The sequence below is a fragment of the Streptomyces sp. NPDC050264 genome, from assembly GCF_040655895.1.
GTDB lineage: Bacteria > Actinomycetota > Actinomycetes > Streptomycetales > Streptomycetaceae > Streptomyces.
Map to the genome: position 1 here is coordinate 186,800 of NZ_JBFAKV010000010.1, position 21,651 is coordinate 208,450.

Below are 21,651 nucleotides of genomic sequence, written 5' to 3' on the forward strand. Positions count from 1 at the left end.
ATGCGACGCCACAGCGCCCACCTCACCCACGACGCCGCCGTCCTGCCCTGGCTCGGCGCCAACTTCTGGTCCCGCACGGGCGGGCCCCTGATGTGGCGCGACTACGACCCGAAGGTGGTGCGCGAGGAGCTTCAGGGCTTGCGTGAGCACGGCCTGAACATGACGCGGTCGTTCTTCTACTGGCCGGACTTCCACCCCGAGCCGCACCGGATCGACGAGGAGCTGTGCGAGCGGTTCCGCGACTTCCTGGACGCGCACCGGGAACTGGGCATGGGGACGGTGCCGACGTTCATCGTGGGGCACATGTCCGGCGAGAACTGGGACCCGGCGTGGCGGGGCAACCGCGATCTGTACGAGGACGTGTGGATGGTGGGCCGCCAGGCCTGGTTCGCCTCGCAGATGACGCGCCGCTTCAAGGACCACCCGGCGGTCACCGGCTGGCTCATCACGAACGAGATGCCGGGCTACGGCCGCATCTACCAGGTCGATCCGCCGTCCAGCGATGTCGTGACGGCGTGGGCCCAGTCGATGTGCAACGCGGTGCGGGCGGCGGGCGCGACGCAGCCGGTCTCGCTCGGCGACGGCGCGTGGGGCATCGAGGTGACGGGCCGGGACAACGGGTTCTCGCTGCGCGACACCGCCGAGTACGTCGACTTCGTGGGCCCGCACGTGTACCGCTCGGACACGGACCGGCCGCGCCAGCACTACCGTGCCGCGTTCGAGTGCGAGCTGGCGGGGGTCACCGGGCAGCCGGTGGTCCTGGAGGAGTTCGGCCTGTCGACGGACACGGTGTCCGCGAAGAACGCGGGCGTGTACTACCGCCAGACCCTGCACAATTCGCTGCTCGGCGGCGCGACGGGCTGGATGGCCTGGAACAACACGGACTACGACGACCTGTGGGACCAGTCGCCCTACGACCACCACCCCTTCGAGATGCACTTCGGCATCACGGACAGCACGGGCGCGCCGAAGGAGCCGCTGCGTGAACTCGCCGCGTTCGCCGAGGTGTTGAAGGACGTCGACTTCGCGCGGTGCCGTCGCGCGGACGCGGGCGCGGCCCTGGTCGTGCCCGCGTTCCTGGAGCGCGGCTACCCCTACAGCCGCCCCGCCGACCGCCCGCTGATCTTCACGTCGCTGCACCAGGGGTACGTCGCCGCGCGCGCCGCCGATCTGCCGGTGGGTCTCACCCGGGAGGCGGACGGTATCGCGGAGGACGTGGACCTGTATCTGCTGCCCGCGACACGGCAGTTGACGACGCGGACCCGGCGGGCGCTGCAACGCAGGGCGGACGAGGGCGCCACCGTTTACTTGTCGTTCTGCTCGGGCGAGCACCCGGGCACGCGCGGCCCCTGGTTCGACGACCTGGACGGCCTGTTCGGCGTCGAGCAGCAGCTGTCGTACGGGGTCGCGGAGCCGATCGAGGACGACACCCTGGAGATGACGTTCCAGGAGGACTTCGGCTCCATCCGCGCGGGCGAGGTGCTGCGTTTCCCGGTCGCGGGCAACGAGGACAGCCGCGCCTACCTGCCCGTCGTGCCCCGGGACGCCCGGGTCGTGGCGGTGGACGGACACGGCCGGCCCGCGCTGCTGTGCCGCGAGACGGGACGCGGCCGTACCGTGCTCGCCACGTACCCGCTGGAGCACATGGCCGCCCGCACGGCCCGCGTCAATCCCGAGCAGACGCACCGGCTGTACGCGGCGCTCGCCCAACTCGCGGGTGTGCAGCGGGCGGTGACGGTGGACGAGCCGTTCGTCGGCGCCGATGTACTGGTGCACGAGGACGGGCGCCGGTTCGTGTGGCTGGTCAGCCAGGCCGACGACGAGGTCACGGTGTGCCCGGCGGCGGACGGGACGCTGCACGACCTGGCCTCCGGCGAGGCGGTCGGCGACGTCACGCTGCCCGCCTTCGGCGTCCGCGTACTGGAGCTGCGATGAGCGAGCCGCTGTACCGCGACCCGGCGGCGCCGGTGCCCGACCGGGTGCGGGATCTGCTGGGCCGGATGACGCTCGCGGAGAAGGTCGGCCAGGTCAACCAGCGCCTGTACGGCTGGCACGCCTACGAGCGCGGCGCCGACGGGCATCACCGGCTCACCGACGCGTTCCGCGCGGAGGTCGCGGTGTACGACGGGATGGGCGCCCTGTACGGGTTGCAGCGCGCCGATCCCTGGTCGGGCGTGACCTTCGCCGACGGCATCACGGCGGCGGACGCGGCCCAGGTCACCGACGCGGTGCAGCGGCACGTCGTGGAGGGCACCCGGCTCGGCATCCCGGTCCTGATGGTCGAGGAGGTGCCGCACGGGCATCAGGCCCTCGACGGCACGGTGCTGCCGGCGAATCTGTCGGTCGGCGCGAGCTGGGACCCGGACCTCTACGAGGCGGCGGCGAGTGCTGCGGCGCAGGAGCTCCGGGCCCGGGGCGGTCACGTGGCGCTGGTCTCCGCGCTCGACCTGGTGCGCGACCCGCGCTGGGGCCGGGCCGAGGAGTGCTTCGGCGAGGACCCGTACCTGGCCGCCCGGTTCACCGAGGCGCTGGTGCGCGGTATGCGGTCACAGGGCGTCGGCGTGGTGCTCAAGCACTTCGCCGGGCAGGGTGCCACGGCCGGCGGGCGCAACAGCGCGGCGACCGAGCTCGGCGCCCGCGAGCTGCACGAGATCCATCTGGCGGCGGCCCGCGCCGGGGTGCGGGCCGGGGCCGCCGGGGTGATGGCGGCGTACAACGAGTTCGACGGTCTGCCGTGCGCGGCCAGCCCGTACCTGCTGACCGGACTCCTGCGGGAGCGCTGGGGGTTCGACGGGATCGTGATGGCGGACGGGTGCGCGCTCGACCGCCTGGTCCGGCTCGCGGGTGATCCGGCGGCCGCGGGCGCGATGGCGCTCACGGCGGGCACGGATCTCAGCCTGTGGGACGAGAGCTTCCCGCGGCTCGGCGAGGCCGTCGAGCGCGGCCTCGTGGCCGAGGAGACGCTGGACACGGCGGTCGGGCGGGTCCTGACCCTCAAGTTCCGGCTCGGCCTGTTCGAGGATCCGTACGTCAAGAGCGGTGAAAGCTCCTTCAAAGCAAAGGAGTTGAGCGAGCGGCTCGCGCGCGCGTCGGTCACGCTGCTGGAGCACGACGGGACGACCCTGCCCCTGCCGCCCGTCGCGCGCCGGATCGCCGTCCTCGGCCCGAACGCCGACTCCGTGCCGCAGCAGATCGGCGACTACACGGCGCCGCAGCGGCCCGGCACCGGCAGCACCGTGCTCGACGGGATCCGCGCCGCCGCCGGGGCCGACCGCGAGGTGACGTACGCGCGCGGCTGCGAACTGGTCGGCGGCGACCGGTCCGGGCTCGGCGAGGCGGTCGCCCTGGCCGCTGCCTCGGACGTCGCGGTGCTCGTGCTCGGCGGGTCGAGCGCCCGCGAGGACGGCACCCGGTTCGAGGCGAACGGCGCGGCGGTCGTCTCGTCCGGCAACCCGGTCGGCATGACGTGCGGCGAGGGCGTGGATCTGGCCGAACTCTCCCTGCCCGAGGGCCAGTCGGCGCTGCTCGACGCGGTCGCGGCGACCGGGACGCCGGTCGTGGCGGTACTGGTGCAGGGCCGGCCGCACGCGCTGCCCGATCTCTCCGGGCGGGTGGGGGCGCTGCTGAGCGCGTGGTACCCCGGGCCGTGGGGAGGCAGGGCCGTCGCGGACGTACTCTTCGGAATCGCCGCGCCCGCGGGGCGGCTGCCCGTGTCGGTGCCGCGCTCGGCGGCCCAGCTCCCCGTGTTCTACAACGGCAAGGATCACGGCTACCGCGGTTACGTCGACCAGCCGGCGACCGCGCGGTACGCCTTCGGGCACGGGCTGTCGTACGGGACGGTCACCTATGGCCCGCCCACGCTGGACCGCACTTCCGTATCCGCCGGCGATCCGCGTCTGACCTGCACGGTCGCCGTCGAGAACACGGGCGGGACGGCCGTCCGCGAGACCGTGCAGCTGTATGTGCGGCGCGTCTCGGGCGGCTCGTCGTGGCCCCGGGTGCGGGAGCTGCGCGGCTTCACCGGCCTGGACCTCGCGCCGGGCGAGCGCCGGGACGTGTCCTTCGAGGTGACCGCCGAGACGCTCGCCTCGGTCGGCCGCGACCTCGAACTCGCCGTGGAGCCGGGCGAGTTCGCGCTGGAGACGGGCCCTGCGTCGGACCGCACCCAGGGGGCGCCGCTCACCGTCGCTCCGGCCTGAGCGGGGGTGGGGGACAATGTGCTCATGGCACGCCCCACCCTCCCCACCTGCCCCTGCGGACTTCCCGAGCCGTACGAGAGCTGCTGCGGCCGCTACCACTCCGGTCGCGCCGCCGCCCCCACGCCGGAAGCGCTCATGCGCTCCCGGTACGCCGCGTTCGCCCGCAAGGACGCCGCGTACCTGCTGCGCACCTGGCACCCGGACACCCGGCCGCCGGCCATCGACTTCGATCCCGCGCTCACCTGGGCCGGCCTGGAGATCCTGGAGACCACCGAGGGCTCCGCGTTCCACCAGAGCGGCACCGTCACCTTCCGCGCCCGCTTCAAGGACGGCGGCCGCGCGGGTTCGCTGCACGAGCGCAGCCAGTTCCTGCGGATGGCCGGCGCGTGGGTGTACGTGGACGGGGACTTCATCGAGTGACGACGAAGGGCCGGTAACTCCCCTGCCGTACAAGGTGGTTCAGGGTGCCAGGATGTCCAGTTCCTGGAGCGCCCCGACCGCGATCTCCCGCGTGAGCGCCTCGGCGCGCTCCGCGTTCCCCTCGCGCACCGCGTCGGCGACCCGCACATGCAGGGTGACCGCCGCGGGGTCCGGGTCCTCGAACATGACCTGGTGGTGGGTGCGGCCCGCGAGGACCTCCGCGACCAGGTCGCCGAGGTGGGCGAACATCTCGTTGCCCGACGCGTTCAGCACGACCCGGTGGAACTCGATGTCGTGGACGAGGTACGCCTCCAGCTGCTGGCCGCGCGAGGTGGCGACCATGCCGAGCGCGCACTCGGTGAGCGCCGCGCACTGCTCCGCCGACGCGTACCGCGCCGCGAGCCCCGCGGCGACCGGCTCGACCGCCGAGCGCAGCATCGTGAGCGAGCGCAGCTGACGCGGCCGGTCGGTGCCGGCCAGTCGCCAGCGGATGACCTGCGGGTCGTAGACGTTCCACTCGCCCGCGGGCCGCACGGTGACGCCGACCCGGCGCCGCGACGCCACCAGATGCATGGATTCCAGGACGCGCACCGCCTCGCGCATCACCGAGCGCGACACCTCGTAGCGCTGGGCGAGCTCGTCCGTCCGCAACACGCTGCCTTCGGGGTACTCACCCGCGGTGATGGCGGGACCGAGGCTGTCCAGTACACGGGCGTGGAGCCCCCGGTCCTTGGTGGTCATGCAGTCAGCGTACGGTTCCGGCACGAGCAACAAAAAGTCTGACTTTTAAGTCACAGGCTCTTGAATTAATCAGACCTATTGGGTTTCAGTGACGTGACACAGCATGTCGATGAAGACAGCGAGGCAGCGATGAGTACCCCCCACGTCGTCGTGGTCATGGGCGTGGCAGGCACCGGCAAGACAACGATCGGTCCCCTGCTCGCCGAGCGGCTCGGCGTTCCGTACGCCGAGGGCGACGACTTCCATCCCCCGGCCAACATCGCCAAGATGACGGCCGGCACGCCCCTCACGGACGAGGACCGCTGGCCGTGGCTGGACGCCATCGGCGAGTGGGCCCACGGCCGCGCCGGGCTCGGCGGGGTGGTCAGCAGCTCCGCGCTGAAGCGCAGTTACCGCGACCGGCTCCGGGCCGAGGCGCCCGGTGTCGTCTTCGTCCACCTCACCGGTGACCGCGCGCTCATCGAGGACCGGATGTCCCACCGGCAGGGTCACTTCATGCCGACCGCGCTCCTCGACTCGCAGTTCGCCACGCTCCAGCCGCTCGCGGCGGACGAGACGGGCGTCGACGTCGATGTGTCGGGCTCCCCGGACGAGATCGCGGAGCGGGCCGTCCGGTCCCTCGCCGCGCTCGACTCCGAGTAACCCCCAGAAACCCCCCTCCCCACGTACCAAGGGATAGACCGTGACCAGACTCAGCGTCGAGATGCTGGCAGCGGACGCCGTCGAGCCGATCACCTCCGCGGGCCACGCCCAGCTCGGGATCGCCGTCCTCGCGGGCATCGCCGTCATCGTCCTGCTCATCACGAAGTTCAAGCTCCACGCCTTCCTGGCCCTGACCATCGGCTCGCTCGCGCTCGGCGCGTTCGCCGGGGCACCGCTCGACAAGGCGATCACCAGCTTCTCCGCGGGCCTCGGCTCCACGGTGGCCGGTGTGGGTGTGCTGATCGCGCTCGGCGCGATCCTCGGCAAGCTGCTCGCCGACTCCGGCGGCGCGGACCAGATCGTCGACACGATCCTCGCCAGGGCGGGGAAGTCCGGCGGAAAGGCGATGCCCTGGGCGATGGTCCTGATCGCCGCCGTGATCGGGCTTCCGCTCTTCTTCGAGGTCGGCATCGTGCTGCTGATCCCGGTCGTCCTGATGGTCGCCAAGCGCGGCAACTACTCGCTGATGCGGATCGGCATCCCGGCGCTCGCCGGCCTGTCGGTCATGCACGGTCTGATCCCGCCGCACCCCGGCCCGCTCGTCGCGATCGACGCGGTCCACGCCAACCTGGGCATCACGCTCGCGCTCGGCATCGTCGTCGCCATCCCGACGGTGATCATCGCGGGCCCGGTCTTCTCCAAGTACGCCGCCCGCTGGGTGGACGTCCCCGTGCCCGACAAGATGGTCCCCGGGCGGGCCTCCGACGACCTGGAGAAGCGGCCGAGCTTCGGCGCCGCGGTCGTCACCATCCTGCTGCCGGTCGTCATGATGCTGGCCAAGGCCCTGGTCGACATCCTCGTGGACAACCCCGACCACACGATCCAGCGCGTCTTCGACGTCATCGGCAACCCGCTGACCGCCCTCCTCGTGGCCGTCATCGTGGCCATGTTCACGCTCGGCCGCCCGGCCGGGTTCACCAAGGGCAAGCTGCAGTCCACCACCGAGAAGTCGCTCGCCCCGATCGCGGGCGTGCTTCTCATCGTCGGCGCGGGCGGCGGCTTCAAGCAGACCCTCATCGACTCCGGCGTCGGCCAGATGGTCCTGGACATCTCCAAGGACTGGTCCATCCCCGCGCTGCTGCTCGCCTGGCTGATCGCCGTGGTGATCCGTCTGGCCACCGGCTCGGCGACCGTCGCGACCGTCTCGGCCGCCGGTCTGGCCGCGCCCCTCGCGGCGAACATGTCGGACAGCCACACGGCGCTCCTGGTCCTCGCGATCGGCGCGGGCTCGCTGTTCTTCAGCCATGTCAACGACGCCGGGTTCTGGCTGGTCAAGGAGTACTTCGGGCTCAGCGTCGGGCAGACGGTCAAGACCTGGTCGATCATGGAGACGATCATCTCCGTGGTCGCGGGAGCCCTGGTCCTGCTGCTGTCGCTCGTCATCTAGGCCGCTTGAGGAGTCGTACGTCGATGAGTCACCCCCTGTTCGACATCAGCGGCCGCACCGCCCTGGTCACCGGGTCCAGCCGCGGGATCGGGTTCGCCCTGGCCCGCGGACTCCTGGAGGCCGGCTGCACGGTCGTGCTCAACGGCCGGGACTCCGGTCAGCTGGAGAAGGCGGCCCGAGAGCTCGGCGGCACGGTCCACACGGCGGCGTTCGACGTCACCGACGGCCCCGCCGTGGCCGCCGGGATCGCCGACGTCGAACAGCGGGTCGGCCCGCTCGACATCCTCGTCAACAACGCGGGCATGCAACTGCGCGCCCCGCTCCTGGAGTTCGCCGACGCCGACTGGCACCGGATCCTGGACACCAATCTGACGAGTGCGTTCCTCGTGGCCCGGGAGGCCGCGCGCGGCATGGTCGAGCGCGGCCACGGCAAGATCGTCAACATCTGCTCGCTGCAGAGCGAGGTGGTCCGCCCGGGCATCGCCCCGTACGCGGCCACCAAGGGCGCCCTGAAGATGCTGACCAAGGGCATGTGCGCCGACTGGGGCCCGTCGGGCGTCCAGGTCAACGGACTCGGCCCCGGCTACATCGAGACCGAGCTGACCGAGCCCCTCGTCCGGGACGAGGAGTTCAGCGCCTGGGTGCGGCGCAGGACCCCGGCCGGGCGCTGGGGCCGCACCGAGGACCTCGTGGGCGGTGTGCTGTTCCTCGCCTCGCCCGCGGCGGACTTCGTCGGCGGACAGATCCTGTACGTCGACGGCGGCATGACCAGCGTTCTCTAGTCCGAGTCCGAGCCAGTTCGGGAGTTGCCATGGTGGGCTGCGTGATCCACGGCGCCGGTGATCTGCGCGTCGACGAACTCCCCACCCCCGTGCCGGGGCCCGGCCAGGCGCTGGTCGCGGTCCGGTACGGCGGGGTGTGCGGCTCCGATCTGCACTACTGGCGGCACGGCGGCGTCGGCGACTTCCGGCTGCGCGAGCCGATGGTGCTCGGGCACGAGGTCGTCGGCACCGTCGTCTCGTACGGGCCCGGCGCCTCGGGCCCCGCGCCCGGGACCCCGGTGGCCGTGCACCCGGCGACCCCCTGCGGCGTCTGCCCGGAGTGCCGGGACGGGCGGCGCAACGTCTGCCGCGACACCCGCTATCTGGGCAGCGCGGCCCGCACCCCGCACGTCCAGGGCGGTTTCGCCGCCGAACTCGCCGTCCCCGCAGACCAGTTGAGGTCCCTTCCCCAGGGCCTGCCACTGGAGCGGGCCGCGCTCGCCGAACCGCTCTCGGTGGCGCTGCACGCGGTGCGCCGGGCCGGGGACGTCGCCGGGCGGCACATCCTGGTGACCGGGGCGGGCCCGATCGGATGCCTCGTGGTCGCCGCGGCGAAAGCGGCGGGCGCGGCCCGGGTGACGGTCACCGACCTGCTCCCGAAGGCCCTGGAGTACGCCTCCGTCGCGGGCGCCGACATCCTCGTACGGGCGGATGATCCGGCCGATCCCGGGTGGCCGGACGAGGCCGACGTGGCGATCGAGGCGTCCGGGGTGGCGGCCGGGCTCGATGCCTGTCTGCACCGGGTGCGGCGGGGCGGTGTGGTGGTGCAGCTGGGCATGCTGCCGCCGGGGCAGAGCCCGTTCGCCGGGAACCTGGTGGTGAGCCGGGAGATCGAATTGCGCGGCGCGTTCCGCTTCGACACCGAGTTCGACTCCGCGCTGGAACTCCTGGCGCGTGAGCCCTCGCTCGCCGGGCTCGTCAGCGCCGTGGTCCCGGTGGCCGAGGCCGGCCGGGCCTTCGAACTGGCCGCGGACCGGGCCGCTTCCTGCAAGGTGCTGCTCGACTTCGGCAACTGAGTGCCGTACGCACACATGCTTGACTTCGAGAACACTCCAGCGCGTTGACTGTGCGGCCATGAGGTACACCCAGCTCGGACGCACCGGACTCAAGGTCAGCCGACTCGTGCTCGGCACGATGAACTTCGGCGGCGAGGCCGACGAGAAGACCAGCCACTCACTCATGGACGCCGCGCTCGACGCGGGCGTCAACTTCTTCGACACGGCGGACATCTACGGCACGGACGACGAGAAGGGCGCCACCGAGCGCATTCTCGGCTCGTGGTTCGCGCAGGGCGGCGGCCGCCGCGACAAGGTCGTCCTCGCGACCAAGGTCTACGGCAACATGACGAACGACGGCACCCCGTGGAACCGGCAGTCGTGGCCCAACCACGACCGGCTCAGCGCGCTCAGCATCCGCCGCGCCGTGGACGCCTCGCTCAAGCGCCTGCGGACGGACCACATCGACGTCTACCAGTTCCACCACATCGACCGGGCCACCCCGTTCGAGGAGATCTGGCAGGCGATCGACGTCCTGATCCAGCAGGGCAAGATCCTTTACGCGGGCTCCTCCAACTTCCCCGGCTACAAGATCGCCCAGGCCAACGAGACGGCGCGGACGCGCGGCCTGGTCGGTCTGGTCAGCGAGCAGTGCCTCTACAACCTGTTCGAGCGGCGCGCGGAGATGGACGTGATCCCGGCCGCCCAGGAGTACGGCCTCGGCGTCATCCCCTGGTCGCCGCTGCACCAGGGCCTGTTGGGCGGCGCGCTGCGCAAGCAGCGCGAGGGCACCGGTTCGCGCACCAACGTCGGCCGCTCGGGCAACGGGCTCGCGGACCCGGTGGTGCGGGGGCAGGTCGAGGCGTACGAGAAGGTCGTCGCCGAGCACGGTCTCGAACCCGGCGAGGTGGCTCTCGCGTGGCTGCTCGGCCGGCCCGGGGTGACAGGTCCGATCGTGGGTCCGCGCACCGCGGAGCAGCTGGACTCGGCGCTGCGCGCGGTCGAACTCGACCTCCCCGACGGCCTGTTGGCCTCACTCGACGAGATCTTCCCGGGCCCGGGACCGTCCCCGGAGGCCTTCGCCTGGTGACCGGCGGCGGGCCGGCGCGGCTTCGGGGGCGGGCTCCCGGTCGAGCCACTCGCCGTGTTCGCGCGCGGCCCAGTCCCGTTCGACGAACCCGGTGCGCAGCCCCCTGCGCGCCTCGGGGTCACCGACCGCCATGCCGATGTGTCCGGCGAGCACGACGCCGAGGGCGAGCGCCAGCCAGTCGTGCACGAAGGTGCTGCCGGTGCGCCAGGCCAGCGGCGCGAGGTGCGTGAACCACATGAGCAGGCCGGTGCCGAGCATCACCAGCACGGCGCCGGCCAGCCAGGCCGCCCACAGCTTCTGCCCGGCGTTGAACTTGCCCGCCCGGCGGCCCGGCCCGCGCCGCACGACCGCGCGCAGCCAGGCCCTGTCGTGCGGGCCGAACCGGTTCAGGCGGCGCAGGTCCGCGCGGAAGGCGCGGGAGGCGAGGCCGAGCAGGAAGGGGGCGGGCAGCAGCAGCCCCGACCATTCGTGGAGGGTGACGACGAGGGCGCGGCGGCCGACGAGTTCGGCGAGCTGCGGCAGGTAGAGGCAGGCCGCGGTGGCGACGCAGACGCCCATGAGCGCGGCGGTGGCGCGGTGCACCCAGCGTTCGGCGGGCGTGAACCGCCTTACGCGGGTGGGGAGTTCAGACGGTGGGGTCATCGCCGCGTCCGTTCGACCGGCCGACCCAGGCGTCGACGTCGTAGCCGCGCTCTTCCCAGTAGCCCGGCCGCACCTCGTCGGTGACGGTGATCCCGGAGAGCCACTTGGCCGACTTGTAGAAGTACATGGGCGCCACGTAGAGACGCACCGGCCCGCCGTGGGCGTGTGCCAGATCCTTGTCGCGCATCTTCAGTGCCACCAACACGTCGGCGCGGCGCGCCTGCTGGAGGGTGAGGCTCTCGCTGTACGTCCCGTCGAAACAGGTCAGCCGTACGGCCCTGGCGCTCGGGCGCACTCCGGCCGCGTCCAGGATGCGGGAGAGCCGGACGCCCTCGAAGGGGGTGGCCGGGACCCGCCAGCCGGTGACGCACTGGACGTCGCGGACGAGGCGGGTCTGGGGCAGTGCCCGCAGTTCGGGGAGCGTGTAGGCGCCGGGTCTCTCGACGAGGCCGTCGACGGTGAGGCGGTAGTTCCCTGCGGACTTGTGGGGGACGGAGGAGGCGACGGAGTAGTAACGGAAGCCGCCGCCGTTGGGGAGGAGACCGCTGAGGCCGGTGGGGTCCTTCTGGGCGACGCCCTCCAGGACGTGCTGGAGGGCGGGAGCGGCCGCCACGGTGAGGGCTCCCGCGCCCAGCATGCCCAGGATCAGGCGGCGCCCCACGGGGGCGCCGCCTTCTTCGTCGGCCGGACGGCCGGGTTGTGCGTTCACGCTCCGATTCGAGCACCGGGCCCGCCGGAAGGCCAGCCTTGACCGATGACTGTCACCGTTCCGTCAGGTTTCCCCGCTCGGGCCCATCCGGCTAGCCCGCCTTCTTCTCCAGCTGGAACGCCTCGTTGCCCAGTCCGATCCGGGCGTGCGCCTCGGGATTGCGGGAGCGCAGGACGAGGCTGTAGACGACGCCGACGATCGCGGCCAGGGCGATGATGCCGGGCAGCACCCAGTTCAGGGAGGAGTCGGGGCCGGAGCCGACCAGGACGTCGAAGTCCTTGATCGTGTAGCCGGCGATCACCAGGAGGGCGACGCCCGCGATGCCGGAGGCCACCAGGCGCCAGGCCTGCGCGCCCGCCGCGCCGCGCTTGACGAAGAAGACGATGACCGCGAGGGACGCGGTGGCCATGAGCAGGATGACGCCGAGCGCGCCCACGTTGCCGCCCCACGTGAACAGGTGGAGGACCGGCGCCGTCGGGTCGCCGGCCTTGCCGTCGTCGGCGATCGCGAAGCAGATGACGACGATCAGCGAGATCACCGACTGCAGGACCGAGCCCGTGCCGGGCGCGCCGGTACCGCTGTTGGTGCGGCCGAACCGGGCGGGGAGCAGCCCCTCGCGGCCCATCGCGAACGCGTAGCGGGCCACCACGTTGTGGAAGCTGAGCACCGCCGCGAACATGCCGGTGACGAAGAAGACGTGGACGATGTCGGTGAAGGTGCCGCCGAGGCGGTCCTCGGTGAGGCCGAAGAGGAGGCCCGTCGACTGCTTCTGGGCCGCGCCCACGATGCCCGACGGGCCGGTGGCCACGGTGAGCGCCCACGAGCTGAACGCGAAGAAGACGGCGACGCCGCCGACGGCCAGGAACATCACGCGGGGCACCAGGATGTGCGGGCGGCTGGTCTCCTCCGCGTACACGGGCGCCTGCTCGAAGCCGGTGAAGCCGGCGATGCAGAAGCACAGGGCGGTGCCGAGGCCGACGCCGGAGAGCGTGGACGGGTTGAAGGCGTGCAGGGACAGGCCCTGGCCGCCCGGGTCGCCGATCGCCGCGATGTCGAAGACGACCACGACGGCGACCTCGATGAGCAGCAGGACGCCGAGCACCTTCGCGTTGACGTCGATCTTGAGGAGGGCGAGCACGCCGACCGCGACGACGGCCACGAGGGCCGGTATCCACCAGGCGAGTTCGACGTCGAGGTACTGCTGGAAGAGGCCAGAGACCTCGAAGCCGAAGATGCCGAAGATGCCGACCTGGAGCACGCTGTAGGCGACGAGCGCGACGAGGGCCGCGGCGGCGCCGGTGGTCGGGCCGAGCCCGCGGGATATGTACGCGTAGAAGGCGCCCGCGTTGTGCACGTGCCGGCTCATCTCCGCGTAGCCGACACTGAAGAGGGTCAGGACGACGCCGAGGATGAGGAAGAGCAGCGGCTGGCCGACCACGCCCATGACCGCGAACGTGGTCGGCATGACGCCGGCCACCACCATCAGCGGCCCGGTCGCGGCGAGCACGGACAGCAGCAGCCCGGCTGTGCCGAGCCGGCCGGCGCGCAGCGCGCTCTCCTCGCCCAGATACGTGCTGATGCCCGGTTCGGCCGCCACTGCTCTGCCGCTCGTGCTCGAACTGCCCGTCGTCATCGCGGGGTTGTCCCTTCCGATGTGAACTGGTTGATGGCTGATCACCTACGCCGTACCGAGCGCGGCACTGCGCGCGGCACGGAACGCTTCGTACGGTTCCCGGTCGGGGTACGACCAGGGGGCCGGGGTGACGTGCTGGCCGATGCGGTGGAACAGGGCGGCCGCCTCGGCCGGGCGGCCCTCGCAGTACTTGGCGTGGGCCAGGAAGTTGAGGTCGATGCGGCCCCGCGGGTGCGCGGCGCCGGCCCGGTCGTGCGGGTCGCCCCACTCCAGCCACCAGTCGAACGCGGCCTTCATGACGAGCCGGGCCCGCCGCCCCGCCCAGTGCCCGGACGCCTTCGGGTCGGGGGGTTCGACGCCGGCCCGGGCGAGGACGCGGTAACGCTCGGCGTGCGCGATGACCGGGAGGACCGCCAACGGCGAGGCGGGCGGCGCCTGTTCGGCCGCCCAGGCCGCGAAGTCGTACACCTCGTGCAGCGGGTCCTGTCCCGCGTCGGCGCGCCGCTCGGCGAGCCGGGCCACCATCAGGTGGTGGGCGTGGTGGTGGGCGGGGTGGCGCAGGCGCACCTCGTCGAAGAGCCGTACGACATCCTCTTCGCGGCCCAACTCGCGTTCCAGGAGCAGCAGTCCGAGCCAGGGCGTCGGGTCGCGGGGCACCAGTGCGGCGGCTTCCATGCAGGCGTCGCGGGCTTTGTCGGGGCGCGTCCTGCCGGCCACGGCGCGGTACACGGCGGCGCAGGCGAGGAGGACGGGGGCGTCCGTGGACTCGGGTTCGGCGAGGCGCCAGTCGCCAACCCAGGCGGCGGCGGTGGGCTCCTGCGCCAGGCCCATCACACGGTGGCCGCGGCGGTCCCAGTCCTCGCCGGTGGCGGCGAGCAGTGCCCGTACCTCGGTCCACCGGCCCTGGGCGAGGGCGGTGCGGGCGGTGACGAGTGCGGTGTCGTCGAGCGCGGGGTCGAAGGAGTGCGCTGCCTTCTTGCGGGGGCGCCCGAGCGGAGGCGGGGGTGGGGACACCGCGGCGGTTCCTTCACGACTTTTCAGATACGAAGCAACGAACGTGGGACGCCGACGCGACTCTGCGCGGCCCGGAACGAAAGATCACGCACAGCAAACCGGTACGGGGGCCTCCGCGTCAAGAGTGGGCCGGTTATGGACTTGACCAACTCGGCTCGACGTCCGAGCAGTTCGCGGCCGGGATTCTCCAATCACCGCCGTGAACTGCGGTGTTGCCCACATGACACGAGTACATCACGGCCGGGTGCCGGGGGCCGGCCCGAAGCGCCCGTGGGGCGGACCGCGCCGCGGGACGCTATCGTCGGCAGATAGCCACTCCTGCCCGTTCAGCAGCCGTCCGAGGTGCGCAGCGTGTCGGTTCTCGTACTCGTCCTCTCCGTGAGCGCGGCTTTCTGCCTGGGCATCGGCTTCGTCCTCCAGCAGAACGCGGCACGGCACGCCCCGCTCGGCGACTTCCTCTCTCCCCGGCTGCTGCTCGACCTGATCCGGGTGCCGCGCTGGCTCGCCGGGATCGGGCTGATGGTGTGCGGCATGGCGCTCGGCGCCGTCGCGCTCGGCAAGGGCGAGGTGACCCTGGTCGAGCCACTGCTGGCCACGAACCTGCTGTTCGCCCTGGTCCTCTCGCGCCGGCAGACGAGACAGCCGCTCGGCCGGCAGGGCTGGGCCGGGCTGCTGCTCCTGGCGGGCGGGGTGACGGCGTTCATCGTGGCCGGGCAGCCGCGCGGCGGCAGCGCGGTCACCGACCCGCTGCGGCACTGGCTGATCATCGGCGTGATGGTCGGCGGCGCCCTGTCGCTCGCGGCGCTCGCGAAACGATCCCGGCTCAGCGCCGGGCCCGTGCTGCTCGCGGTCGCGGCGGGCCTCCTGTACGGGGTGCAGGACGCGCTGACCCGGGTGAGCGGTCAGCGGCTCGCCGCCGGCGGCTGGGAGGCCCTGCTCACCGGATGGCAGCCGTACGCGGTGTTCGCCCTGGGAGTGACGGGCCTGGTGCTGGTTCAGAGCGCGTTCGAGACGGCGCCGCTGCGGATGTCGCTGCCCGCGCTCACCGCCGCGCAGCCGTTGGCGGGGATCGTCTGCGGGGTGGGTTTTCTCGGGGACCGGCTGCGAATGGACACGGGGGCTCTGGCGTGGGAGGCGGCCGGGCTGGCCGGGATCGTGGTGGGCGTGGTGCTGCTGGGGCTGCATCCGGCCATGCCGGGCGCCGGCGCCCGGGAGCGGGTTCATGTGACCTCGGGCAAATCAAGCGCCTCCGACGATTGAGGAGCGGGGGCCGGGACGAAGCCGCGGGGCTCGGCGCCGTCGCTGGGTTGCCGATTCGTCGCCGAGCGGCGCGTACGCCGTGGCCGGTCGCACGGTTCCCCGCGCCCCTTACGGGGCACATACCCTCCCCTCATGAATCCCGCTGATGAAATCTTGGACATCGTCGACGAACACGACCGGGTCACCGGGCAGGCCCCGCGCGGCGAGGCATACGCCGAAAAGCTTCGGCACCGGTGCGTGTTCATCCTGGCCCGCGACCCGCGGGGCGACGTCTTCGTGCACCGCCGCACCCCCACCAAGCTCGTCTTCCCGGGGATGTACGACATGTTCGTCGGCGGCGTCGTCGGCGCCGGGGAGAGCTATGACGCGGCCGCCCTGCGGGAGGCCGAGGAAGAGCTCGGGGTGAGCGGCCTGCCGGCGCCCGCCCCCCTGTTCAAGTTCCTGTACGACAGCGACGCCCGGGGCTCCTGGTGGTCGTACGTCTACGAGGTCATCTGCGCTCTGCCGGTGAAGCCGCAGGCCGAGGAGATCGACTGGTACGGGTTCCTGAGCCCGGACGAGCTGGAGCGGCGGCTCGACGAGTGGTCGTGGACGCCGGACGGCCTCGAGGCGTACGAGCGCCTGAAAGCTCATCGGTGACGCACGGGTAGTGTCCTGCGAGTGATCGAATTCGTGCGCAACGTCCGGCTATGGTTCGCACCCGAGCGGATCAAAGACGAGGGCGACACGCCCGACTACCGGTTCTCGCTGGCCAACGAGCGCACCTTCCTGGCGTGGGTGCGCACCGCACTGGCGCTGATCGGCGGCGGCTTCGCCGTGGACCAGTTCCTGCCGGATCTGCGCTGGGCCTGGCGCGTCGGCCTCGCGCTCGCGCTGCTCGCCGCCGGGGTGCTCTGCTCGCTGCGGGCAGTGAGCCATTGGGTGCGCTGCGAGCGGGCGATGCGGCGCGGGGCGGATCTGCCGGTGTCGCGGTTCCCGGCGGTGCTGAGTCTGGTCGTCGCGCTGGTCGCCGTGGCGATGGTCTTCGTGGTGATCGTGGGGTGGGAGGGGTGAGCGAGAGCGGCGGCCCCGCGCGCGACCCCGGTCTGCAGCCGGCCAGGACCCGGCTGGCATGGCGGCGTACGACGCTGTCCTGCACGGTCGCGGCCGTGCTGGCCGTGAAGACCGTGCTGCACGGCGGGGCCGGGCCGCTCGCCGTCGTGGCCGCGGCGCTGTGCCTGGGCGTGTGGATGGGATTCCTGTGGGTCGCGCACCGCAGGATCACCGGGCTCGCCCTCAACGAGGCGGCGCCCCCGCTGCTGTCCCGGCGGAGCGCGGCGACGGCGGCCCTGTGCACCATGGCGCTCGCCGTGTTCGCGGCGGCTCTCGTGGTGTGACATTCCCGCAGTGCGGATCCGGATCTATTTGGACATCTCGGGCTAGCCTTCGACGCGTCAACCACGGACGTCACCGAAGGTGAGCTGCATGACCACCTCCCATCAGGAGCACCCCGTCCACGAGCACGCGCACGGCCCGGCCTGCGGCCACCGGGCGGTGCCGCACGGCGACCACGTCGACTACGCGCACGACGGGCATCTGCACGCCGAGCACGACGGCCACTGGGACGAGTGCGAACCCCGCTCCCACGTGCCGCACCAGGGCCACGAGCACCGGCACGGCGCGGACTGCGGGCACCGGTCGGTCGTCCACGGCGATCATGTCGACTACCTGCACGACGGCCACCGGCACGCGGAGCACGAGGGGCACTGGGACGACCACTGATCCCGTATCGGCATACCCGTATCGGCGTGCGAAAGGGCCCGGCACCTGGTGCCGGGCCCTTTCGCACGCCGCCGCGGCAGGGCACCGTAGGCAGGGTTGGGACGATCACATTTCCGTGCGCCACTGGACGACATACCGACTGGTCGGCATGATGATGCCCACTGCTGCTTCCGTCCCCTCACCCACCCGGACTCCCGGAGGACCGCGATGAGTCACCCCCCTGGCCTCGACCTCGATCAGCTGCGCGCCCACCTCGACCGTGAGCGGCCCGGCCTGGTCGGCGGTCCGCTGTCCGGGCGGCTCATCGAGGGCGGACGCTCCAATCTGACGTACGAGGTCAGCGACGGGGCCGCGAAGTGGGTGGTCAGGCGGCCGCCGCTGGGCCATGTGCTGGCCACGGCGCACGACATGAAGCGCGAGCACCGGGTGATCGCGGGGCTGCACCCGACGGCCGTGCCCGTCCCCGAGCCGCTGCTGCTGTGCGAGGACGAGGACGTGCTCGGGGCGCCGTTCTACGTCATGGAGTTCGTGGAGGGGACGCCGTACCGGACCGCCGAGGAGCTCGCCCCGCTCGGCGCCGAGCGGACCCGCGCCGCCGTGCTCGGCCTGGTGGACACGCTCGTCGACCTGCACGCGGTGGACCCGGCCGAGGTGGGCCTCGGCGACTTCGGGCGCCCGGAGGGTTTTCTCGACCGGCAGCTGCGCCGCTGGGGCAAGCAGCTGGACGCGTCCCGCAGCCGGGAGCTGGCCGGCATCGACGAGCTGCAGGCGGCGCTCGGCCGCTCGCTGCCCGCCTCGCCCGCGCCGACGATCGTGCACGGCGACTACCGCCTCGACAACGTCCTCGTCCGCCAGGACCCGGACGGCGTCGACCGCATCAAGGCGATCCTCGACTGGGAGATGTCCACGCTCGGCGATCCGCTGACGGACGTCGGCCTGCTCGTGATGTACAGCGCCCGCCTCGAACTGCCGGGCTCCCCCATCTCCACGACCGCCACCGCCGCCGGGCACCCGGCCCCGGCCGAGCTGGTCGAGCGGTACGCCGCGCGCTCGGGGCGCGACGTGTCCGCGGTCTCCTGGTACACGGCGTTCGCGTGGTTCAAGCTCGCCGTGATCCTCGAAGGCATCCACTACCGCTACACGCTCGGCCAGACGGTCGGCGCGGGCTTCGACCGGATCGGCGAACTGGTCCCGGTCTTCATCGAGCACGGCCGCACCACCCTCCAGGACCTTCAGGAAGGCTGAACCCACCCATGGACTTCGCATTCGACGCCCGTACCGAGGAACTGCGGGAGCGGCTTCTCGCCTTCATGGACGCGCATGTGTACCCCGCCGAGGCCGTCGCGGCCGAGCAGCGCGCCGCGCTCGACTCGCCGTGGGACACCCCGGCCGTGGTCGGCGAACTGAAGGCCGAGGCCCGTCGGCAGGGCCTGTGGAACCTGTTCCTGCCGGACGCCGAGCACGGCGCGGGGCTGACCAATCTGCAGTACGCGCCGCTGGCCGAGATCACCGGCCGTTCCCCGCAGTTGGCGCCCACCGCGCTGAACTGTGCCGCGCCCGACACCGGGAACATGGAGGTGCTCGCCCAGTTCGGCAGCGAGGCACAGCGGAAGCAGTGGCTGGAGCCGCTGCTCGCCGGGGAGATCCGTTCGGCGTTCGCGATGACGGAGCCCGAGGTCGCCTCATCGGACGCCACGAACATCACGACGCTCATCGAGCGGGACCCCGACGGCTCGGGCGACTACGTCATCACGGGCCGCAAGTTCTACATCTCCGGTGCCATGAACCCGGACTGCAAGGTCTTCATCGTGATGGGCAAGACGGACCCGGACGGGCCGGACATCCGCCGCCAGCAGTCGATGGTGCTGGTGCCGCGCGACACCCCGGGTGTCGAGGTGCGCCGGGCGATGCAGGTGTACGGCTTCGAGGACCACTGGCACGGCGGCCACGCCGAGGTCGTCTTCGACCACGCGCGCGTGCCGGCCGCCAACCTGATCGGCGAGGAGGGCGGCGGCTTCGGCATCGCGCAGGCGCGGCTCGGCCCCGGCCGGATCCACCACTGCATGCGGCTGATCGGCATGGCGGAGCGGGCGATCGAGCTGATGTGCAAGCGGGCCGTCGCGCGTACCGCCTTCGGCAAGCCGCTCGCGCAGCAGGGTGTGGTGCAGGAGTGGATCGCGGACGCGCGGGTCTCTGTGGAGCAGTTGCGCCTCCTCGTCCTGAAGACGGCCTGGCTGATGGACACGGTCGGCAACCGCGGGGCCCACACCGAGATCCAGTCCATCAAGATCGCGACGCCCCGCACGGTCGTCGACATCATCGACAAGGCGGTCCAGCTGCACGGAGCGGGCGGTGTCTCGCAGGACTACCCGCTGGCGGAGCTGTGGGCCGGAGCGCGGACGCTCCGCCTGGCGGACGGTCCCGACGAGGTGCACCAGCGGTCGCTGGCACGACGAGAGCTGAAGCAGTACCTGTAGGTTCTGGAGCTCCTCCAGGGTCCTCGGGCCTGTCTTCAAACTCCCCTCTGCCCGGCGACGAGGGGAGTTTGAAGACAGGCCCTGGGTCAGTATCCGCCGCCGCCCACGTGATCCATCAGCGCCAGCCGGCGCAAGAAGCAGCGCACGCGCAGGAGTTGGCGGGACGCCAACCGCACGGCGGCCGGGATCCGCGGAGCGTGGGAGGAGGTCCAGAGCAGGGGTACGTGATCCATGGCCACCACCCTCGCGCCGGGCCCCTGCCGGGGTCCAACAGATCGTTTCGCTCGGTCCCATCGATAGAATCGATGGGTGGAGATACGTCAGCTGCGCCACTTCGTGGCGGTCGTGAACGAGGGCAGCTTCACCGCGGCGGCCCGTTCCGAACTCATCGTGCAGTCCGCGCTCAGTACGTCGGTCCGGAATCTGGAACGCGAGCTGGGCGCGGAGTTGTTCGACCGGTCGGGGCGCCGCGTCGTGCTCACGGAGGCCGGCCGGGCGCTGCTCCCCCAGGCGCGGCAGCTGCTCGCGGGGGCCGCCGCCGCGAAGGAGGCCGTGGCCCGGGTGTCCGGGCTCGGCGCGGGGCGCGTGGCGATCGGCACCATCCAGACGCTGACCTGTATCGACCTGGCGGCCGAACTCGCGGCGTTCCACCGGGAGTGGCCCGGAATTCAGGTGTCCGTACGGGAGGCGCCCGTGGCGGAGCTCCTTGACGGGCTGCGGGCCGGGGAGCTGGATCTGGCGTTCCTCGCGCCGGATGCCCGTCAACTGCCCGACGGACTGGCCTCGTTCGGGATCTGGCGGGAAGACCTGGTGCTGGTGACCGCGCCCGGGCATCCGCTCGCCCGCGCCGGCCGCACGCTCATCAAGGATCTCGCCGACGAGCCGTTCGTCGACTTCCGGGCCGGCACCGGTCTGGAGACGGCCGTACGCAGGCTCGCCGCGCACTGCGGCCTGGAACGACGCATCACGTGTGACGTGACCCAGATCGGGCTGCTCGTGGAACTCGTACGGGCCGGGATCGGGGTGGCGATCGTGCCGCGGCGGATCGGTGAGGCGGCCGGGCTGCCGTGTGTGACCATCCGGCAGCCCGAGCCGGGACGGGCGATCGTCCTGGCGGGTCGTGCGCCCCGGCCGCGCAATCCGGCGGCCGAGGCGCTGTTGGACCGCTTTACGGGCGCAGCGCCCGCAGCAGCAGGTCGGCCAGCTGGTCGGCGAGCTGCTGCGGAGTGAGCGGGCCGTCGGGGCGGTACCACGTGGACAGGTGGTGGATCGAGCCGAAGTGGTAGTCGACGACGAGGTCGGCCGGGGTCTCGCGGGAGAACACGCCGGTCTTCTGGCCCTCCTCGATCAGCGCCCGGAACCGCTCGTGGTAGCGCCGCCGCTCGGCCCGTACCTGCTTGTTCTTCTCCGGGCTGAGGTGGTGCATGGAGCGGAAGAAGATCGACGCGTCGTCGAGGTTGTCGATCGTGGTGACGACGACGTCCGCCGCCGCCGCGCGCAGCCGCCGCTCGACGGGTTCGTCCCCGCCGGCGAACGCGTCGAGCCGCTCCTGCTGGAGGCGCAGCACGCGCGCGTACACCTCGTGCAGCAGATCGTCCTTGGAGCCGAAGTAGTGGTAGAGGGCGCCCTTGGTGACGCCCGCCGCCTCCACGATCTCCTGCACCGACGTGCGGTCGTAGCCGCGCTCGGCGAACAGCCGGGTGGCGGCCGCGAGGAGTCGTTGCGGAACGGGCGTGCCGTCGCCGTCCGTCGTCGTCCTGGGCACTGCCGCCACCTTCCTTTCCTGTTCTCTGCCGGTCA

Annotated in this window: 23 protein-coding genes; 16 read left to right on the forward strand and 7 right to left on the reverse strand. The window is 72.1% G+C overall.

All coding sequences use genetic code 11. From position 1 onward, the window contains the following. From AB0J02_RS20060 to AB0J02_RS20070, 3 genes are read left to right on the forward strand one after another with little or no spacing between them, the layout of a single operon-like run. On the forward strand, window positions 1–1,935 hold the full coding sequence (locus tag AB0J02_RS20060) for a cellulase family glycosylhydrolase (protein ID WP_363195043.1): 1,935 nt from the start codon (window positions 1–3) through the stop codon (window positions 1,933–1,935). Beyond that, on the forward strand, window positions 1,932–4,199 hold the full coding sequence (locus AB0J02_RS20065) for a glycoside hydrolase family 3 N-terminal domain-containing protein (protein ID WP_363195044.1): 2,268 nt from the start codon (window positions 1,932–1,934) through the stop codon (window positions 4,197–4,199). Before AB0J02_RS20060 ends, AB0J02_RS20065 begins: the two co-directional genes overlap by 4 nt. Window positions 4,200–4,223: 24 nt before the next feature. Beyond that, the gene (locus AB0J02_RS20070; protein WP_363195045.1) at window positions 4,224–4,619 is read left to right on the forward strand and encodes a YchJ family protein; all 396 of its coding nucleotides are present in this window, start codon (window positions 4,224–4,226) and stop codon (window positions 4,617–4,619) included. A 39-nt stretch (window positions 4,620–4,658) separates the two neighbouring features. Here the strand turns inward: AB0J02_RS20070 and AB0J02_RS20075 are convergent, their stop codons facing one another. Next, window positions 4,659–5,360, reverse strand: coding sequence for an FCD domain-containing protein (locus AB0J02_RS20075; RefSeq protein WP_363195046.1), 702 nt, complete (start codon window positions 5,358–5,360; stop codon window positions 4,659–4,661). A 129-nt stretch (window positions 5,361–5,489) separates the two neighbouring features. Here AB0J02_RS20075 and AB0J02_RS20080 point away from each other — a divergent pair, with 129 nt between their 5' ends. From AB0J02_RS20080 to AB0J02_RS20100, 5 genes are read left to right on the forward strand one after another with little or no spacing between them, the layout of a single operon-like run. Continuing rightward, a complete protein-coding gene (locus AB0J02_RS20080; RefSeq protein WP_363195047.1) occupies window positions 5,490–6,002 on the forward strand; it encodes a gluconokinase in 513 nt (170 codons plus the stop codon). 40 nt (window positions 6,003–6,042) lie between these two features. After that, a complete protein-coding gene (locus AB0J02_RS20085; protein WP_363195048.1) occupies window positions 6,043–7,449 on the forward strand; it encodes a gluconate:H+ symporter in 1,407 nt (468 codons plus the stop codon). A 23-nt stretch (window positions 7,450–7,472) separates the two neighbouring features. Beyond that, window positions 7,473–8,231, forward strand: coding sequence for an SDR family oxidoreductase (locus tag AB0J02_RS20090; RefSeq protein ID WP_363195049.1), 759 nt, complete (start codon window positions 7,473–7,475; stop codon window positions 8,229–8,231). 29 nt (window positions 8,232–8,260) lie between these two features. Then, a complete protein-coding gene (locus tag AB0J02_RS20095) occupies window positions 8,261–9,286 on the forward strand; it encodes an L-idonate 5-dehydrogenase (RefSeq protein WP_363195050.1) in 1,026 nt (341 codons plus the stop codon). Between the two features lie 58 nt (window positions 9,287–9,344). Continuing rightward, window positions 9,345–10,355 carry an aldo/keto reductase gene (locus tag AB0J02_RS20100; RefSeq protein ID WP_363195051.1) on the forward strand — a complete coding sequence of 337 codons (1,011 nt, stop codon included), beginning with the start codon at window positions 9,345–9,347 and terminating at the stop codon, window positions 10,353–10,355. On the opposite strand, the gene AB0J02_RS20105 is transcribed toward AB0J02_RS20100, so the two are convergent. The 4 genes from AB0J02_RS20105 to AB0J02_RS20120 form a co-directional block, all read right to left on the reverse strand. Further along, on the reverse strand, window positions 10,299–10,997 hold the full coding sequence (locus AB0J02_RS20105; RefSeq protein WP_363195052.1) for a cytochrome b/b6 domain-containing protein: 699 nt from the start codon (window positions 10,995–10,997) through the stop codon (window positions 10,299–10,301). The genes AB0J02_RS20100 and AB0J02_RS20105 overlap by 57 nt on opposite strands. Next, window positions 10,981–11,634, reverse strand: coding sequence for a molybdopterin-dependent oxidoreductase (locus tag AB0J02_RS20110; protein WP_363195190.1), 654 nt, complete (start codon window positions 11,632–11,634; stop codon window positions 10,981–10,983). The genes AB0J02_RS20105 and AB0J02_RS20110 overlap by 17 nt, the downstream gene beginning before the upstream one ends. 163 nt (window positions 11,635–11,797) lie before the next feature. Next, window positions 11,798–13,339: an APC family permease gene (locus AB0J02_RS20115; RefSeq protein ID WP_363195053.1), complete on the reverse strand. Its 1,542-nt coding sequence runs from the start codon at window positions 13,337–13,339 to the stop codon at window positions 11,798–11,800. A 45-nt stretch (window positions 13,340–13,384) separates the two neighbouring features. Further along, window positions 13,385–14,353, reverse strand: a complete 969-nt coding sequence (locus tag AB0J02_RS20120; protein ID WP_363195054.1) for a hypothetical protein — start codon at window positions 14,351–14,353, stop codon at window positions 13,385–13,387. 351 nt (window positions 14,354–14,704) lie between these two features. Between AB0J02_RS20120 and AB0J02_RS20125 the strand changes: the two genes are divergently transcribed. The 7 genes from AB0J02_RS20125 to AB0J02_RS20155 all read left to right on the forward strand — a co-directional run bounded on the left by AB0J02_RS20125 (window position 14,705) and on the right by AB0J02_RS20155 (window position 19,851). Next, window positions 14,705–15,613, forward strand: a complete 909-nt coding sequence (locus AB0J02_RS20125; protein ID WP_363195055.1) for a DMT family transporter — start codon at window positions 14,705–14,707, stop codon at window positions 15,611–15,613. Window positions 15,614–15,745: 132 nt separating this feature from the next. Then, window positions 15,746–16,252: an NUDIX domain-containing protein gene (locus AB0J02_RS20130; protein ID WP_363195056.1), complete on the forward strand. Its 507-nt coding sequence runs from the start codon at window positions 15,746–15,748 to the stop codon at window positions 16,250–16,252. A 21-nt stretch (window positions 16,253–16,273) separates the two neighbouring features. Next, the gene (locus AB0J02_RS20135) at window positions 16,274–16,666 is read left to right on the forward strand and encodes a DUF202 domain-containing protein (RefSeq protein WP_363195057.1); all 393 of its coding nucleotides are present in this window, start codon (window positions 16,274–16,276) and stop codon (window positions 16,664–16,666) included. Beyond that, window positions 16,663–16,989: a DUF202 domain-containing protein gene (locus AB0J02_RS20140; protein ID WP_363195058.1), complete on the forward strand. Its 327-nt coding sequence runs from the start codon at window positions 16,663–16,665 to the stop codon at window positions 16,987–16,989. The genes AB0J02_RS20135 and AB0J02_RS20140 overlap by 4 nt, the downstream gene beginning before the upstream one ends. Before the next feature lie 88 nt (window positions 16,990–17,077). Beyond that, complete coding sequence (locus AB0J02_RS20145) at window positions 17,078–17,374, forward strand: hypothetical protein (RefSeq protein WP_363195059.1); 297 nt, start codon at window positions 17,078–17,080, stop codon at window positions 17,372–17,374. A 207-nt stretch (window positions 17,375–17,581) separates the two neighbouring features. Then, window positions 17,582–18,619 carry a phosphotransferase family protein gene (locus AB0J02_RS20150; protein ID WP_363195060.1) on the forward strand — a complete coding sequence of 346 codons (1,038 nt, stop codon included), beginning with the start codon at window positions 17,582–17,584 and terminating at the stop codon, window positions 18,617–18,619. Between the two features lie 8 nt (window positions 18,620–18,627). After that, complete coding sequence (locus tag AB0J02_RS20155; RefSeq protein WP_363195061.1) at window positions 18,628–19,851, forward strand: acyl-CoA dehydrogenase family protein; 1,224 nt, start codon at window positions 18,628–18,630, stop codon at window positions 19,849–19,851. An 86-nt stretch (window positions 19,852–19,937) separates the two neighbouring features. On the opposite strand, the gene AB0J02_RS20160 is transcribed toward AB0J02_RS20155, so the two are convergent. Beyond that, window positions 19,938–20,084: a hypothetical protein gene (locus AB0J02_RS20160; protein ID WP_363195062.1), complete on the reverse strand. Its 147-nt coding sequence runs from the start codon at window positions 20,082–20,084 to the stop codon at window positions 19,938–19,940. Window positions 20,085–20,160: 76 nt separating this feature from the next. On the opposite strand from AB0J02_RS20160, the gene AB0J02_RS20165 reads away from it, so the two are divergent. Beyond that, window positions 20,161–21,081, forward strand: coding sequence for a LysR family transcriptional regulator (locus tag AB0J02_RS20165; RefSeq protein WP_363195063.1), 921 nt, complete (start codon window positions 20,161–20,163; stop codon window positions 21,079–21,081). On the opposite strand, the gene AB0J02_RS20170 is transcribed toward AB0J02_RS20165, so the two are convergent. Further along, on the reverse strand, window positions 21,020–21,616 hold the full coding sequence (locus AB0J02_RS20170) for a TetR/AcrR family transcriptional regulator (RefSeq protein ID WP_363195064.1): 597 nt from the start codon (window positions 21,614–21,616) through the stop codon (window positions 21,020–21,022). The two genes, AB0J02_RS20165 and AB0J02_RS20170, sit on opposite strands and share 62 nt — an antisense overlap. Window positions 21,617–21,651 lie beyond the last annotated feature (35 nt).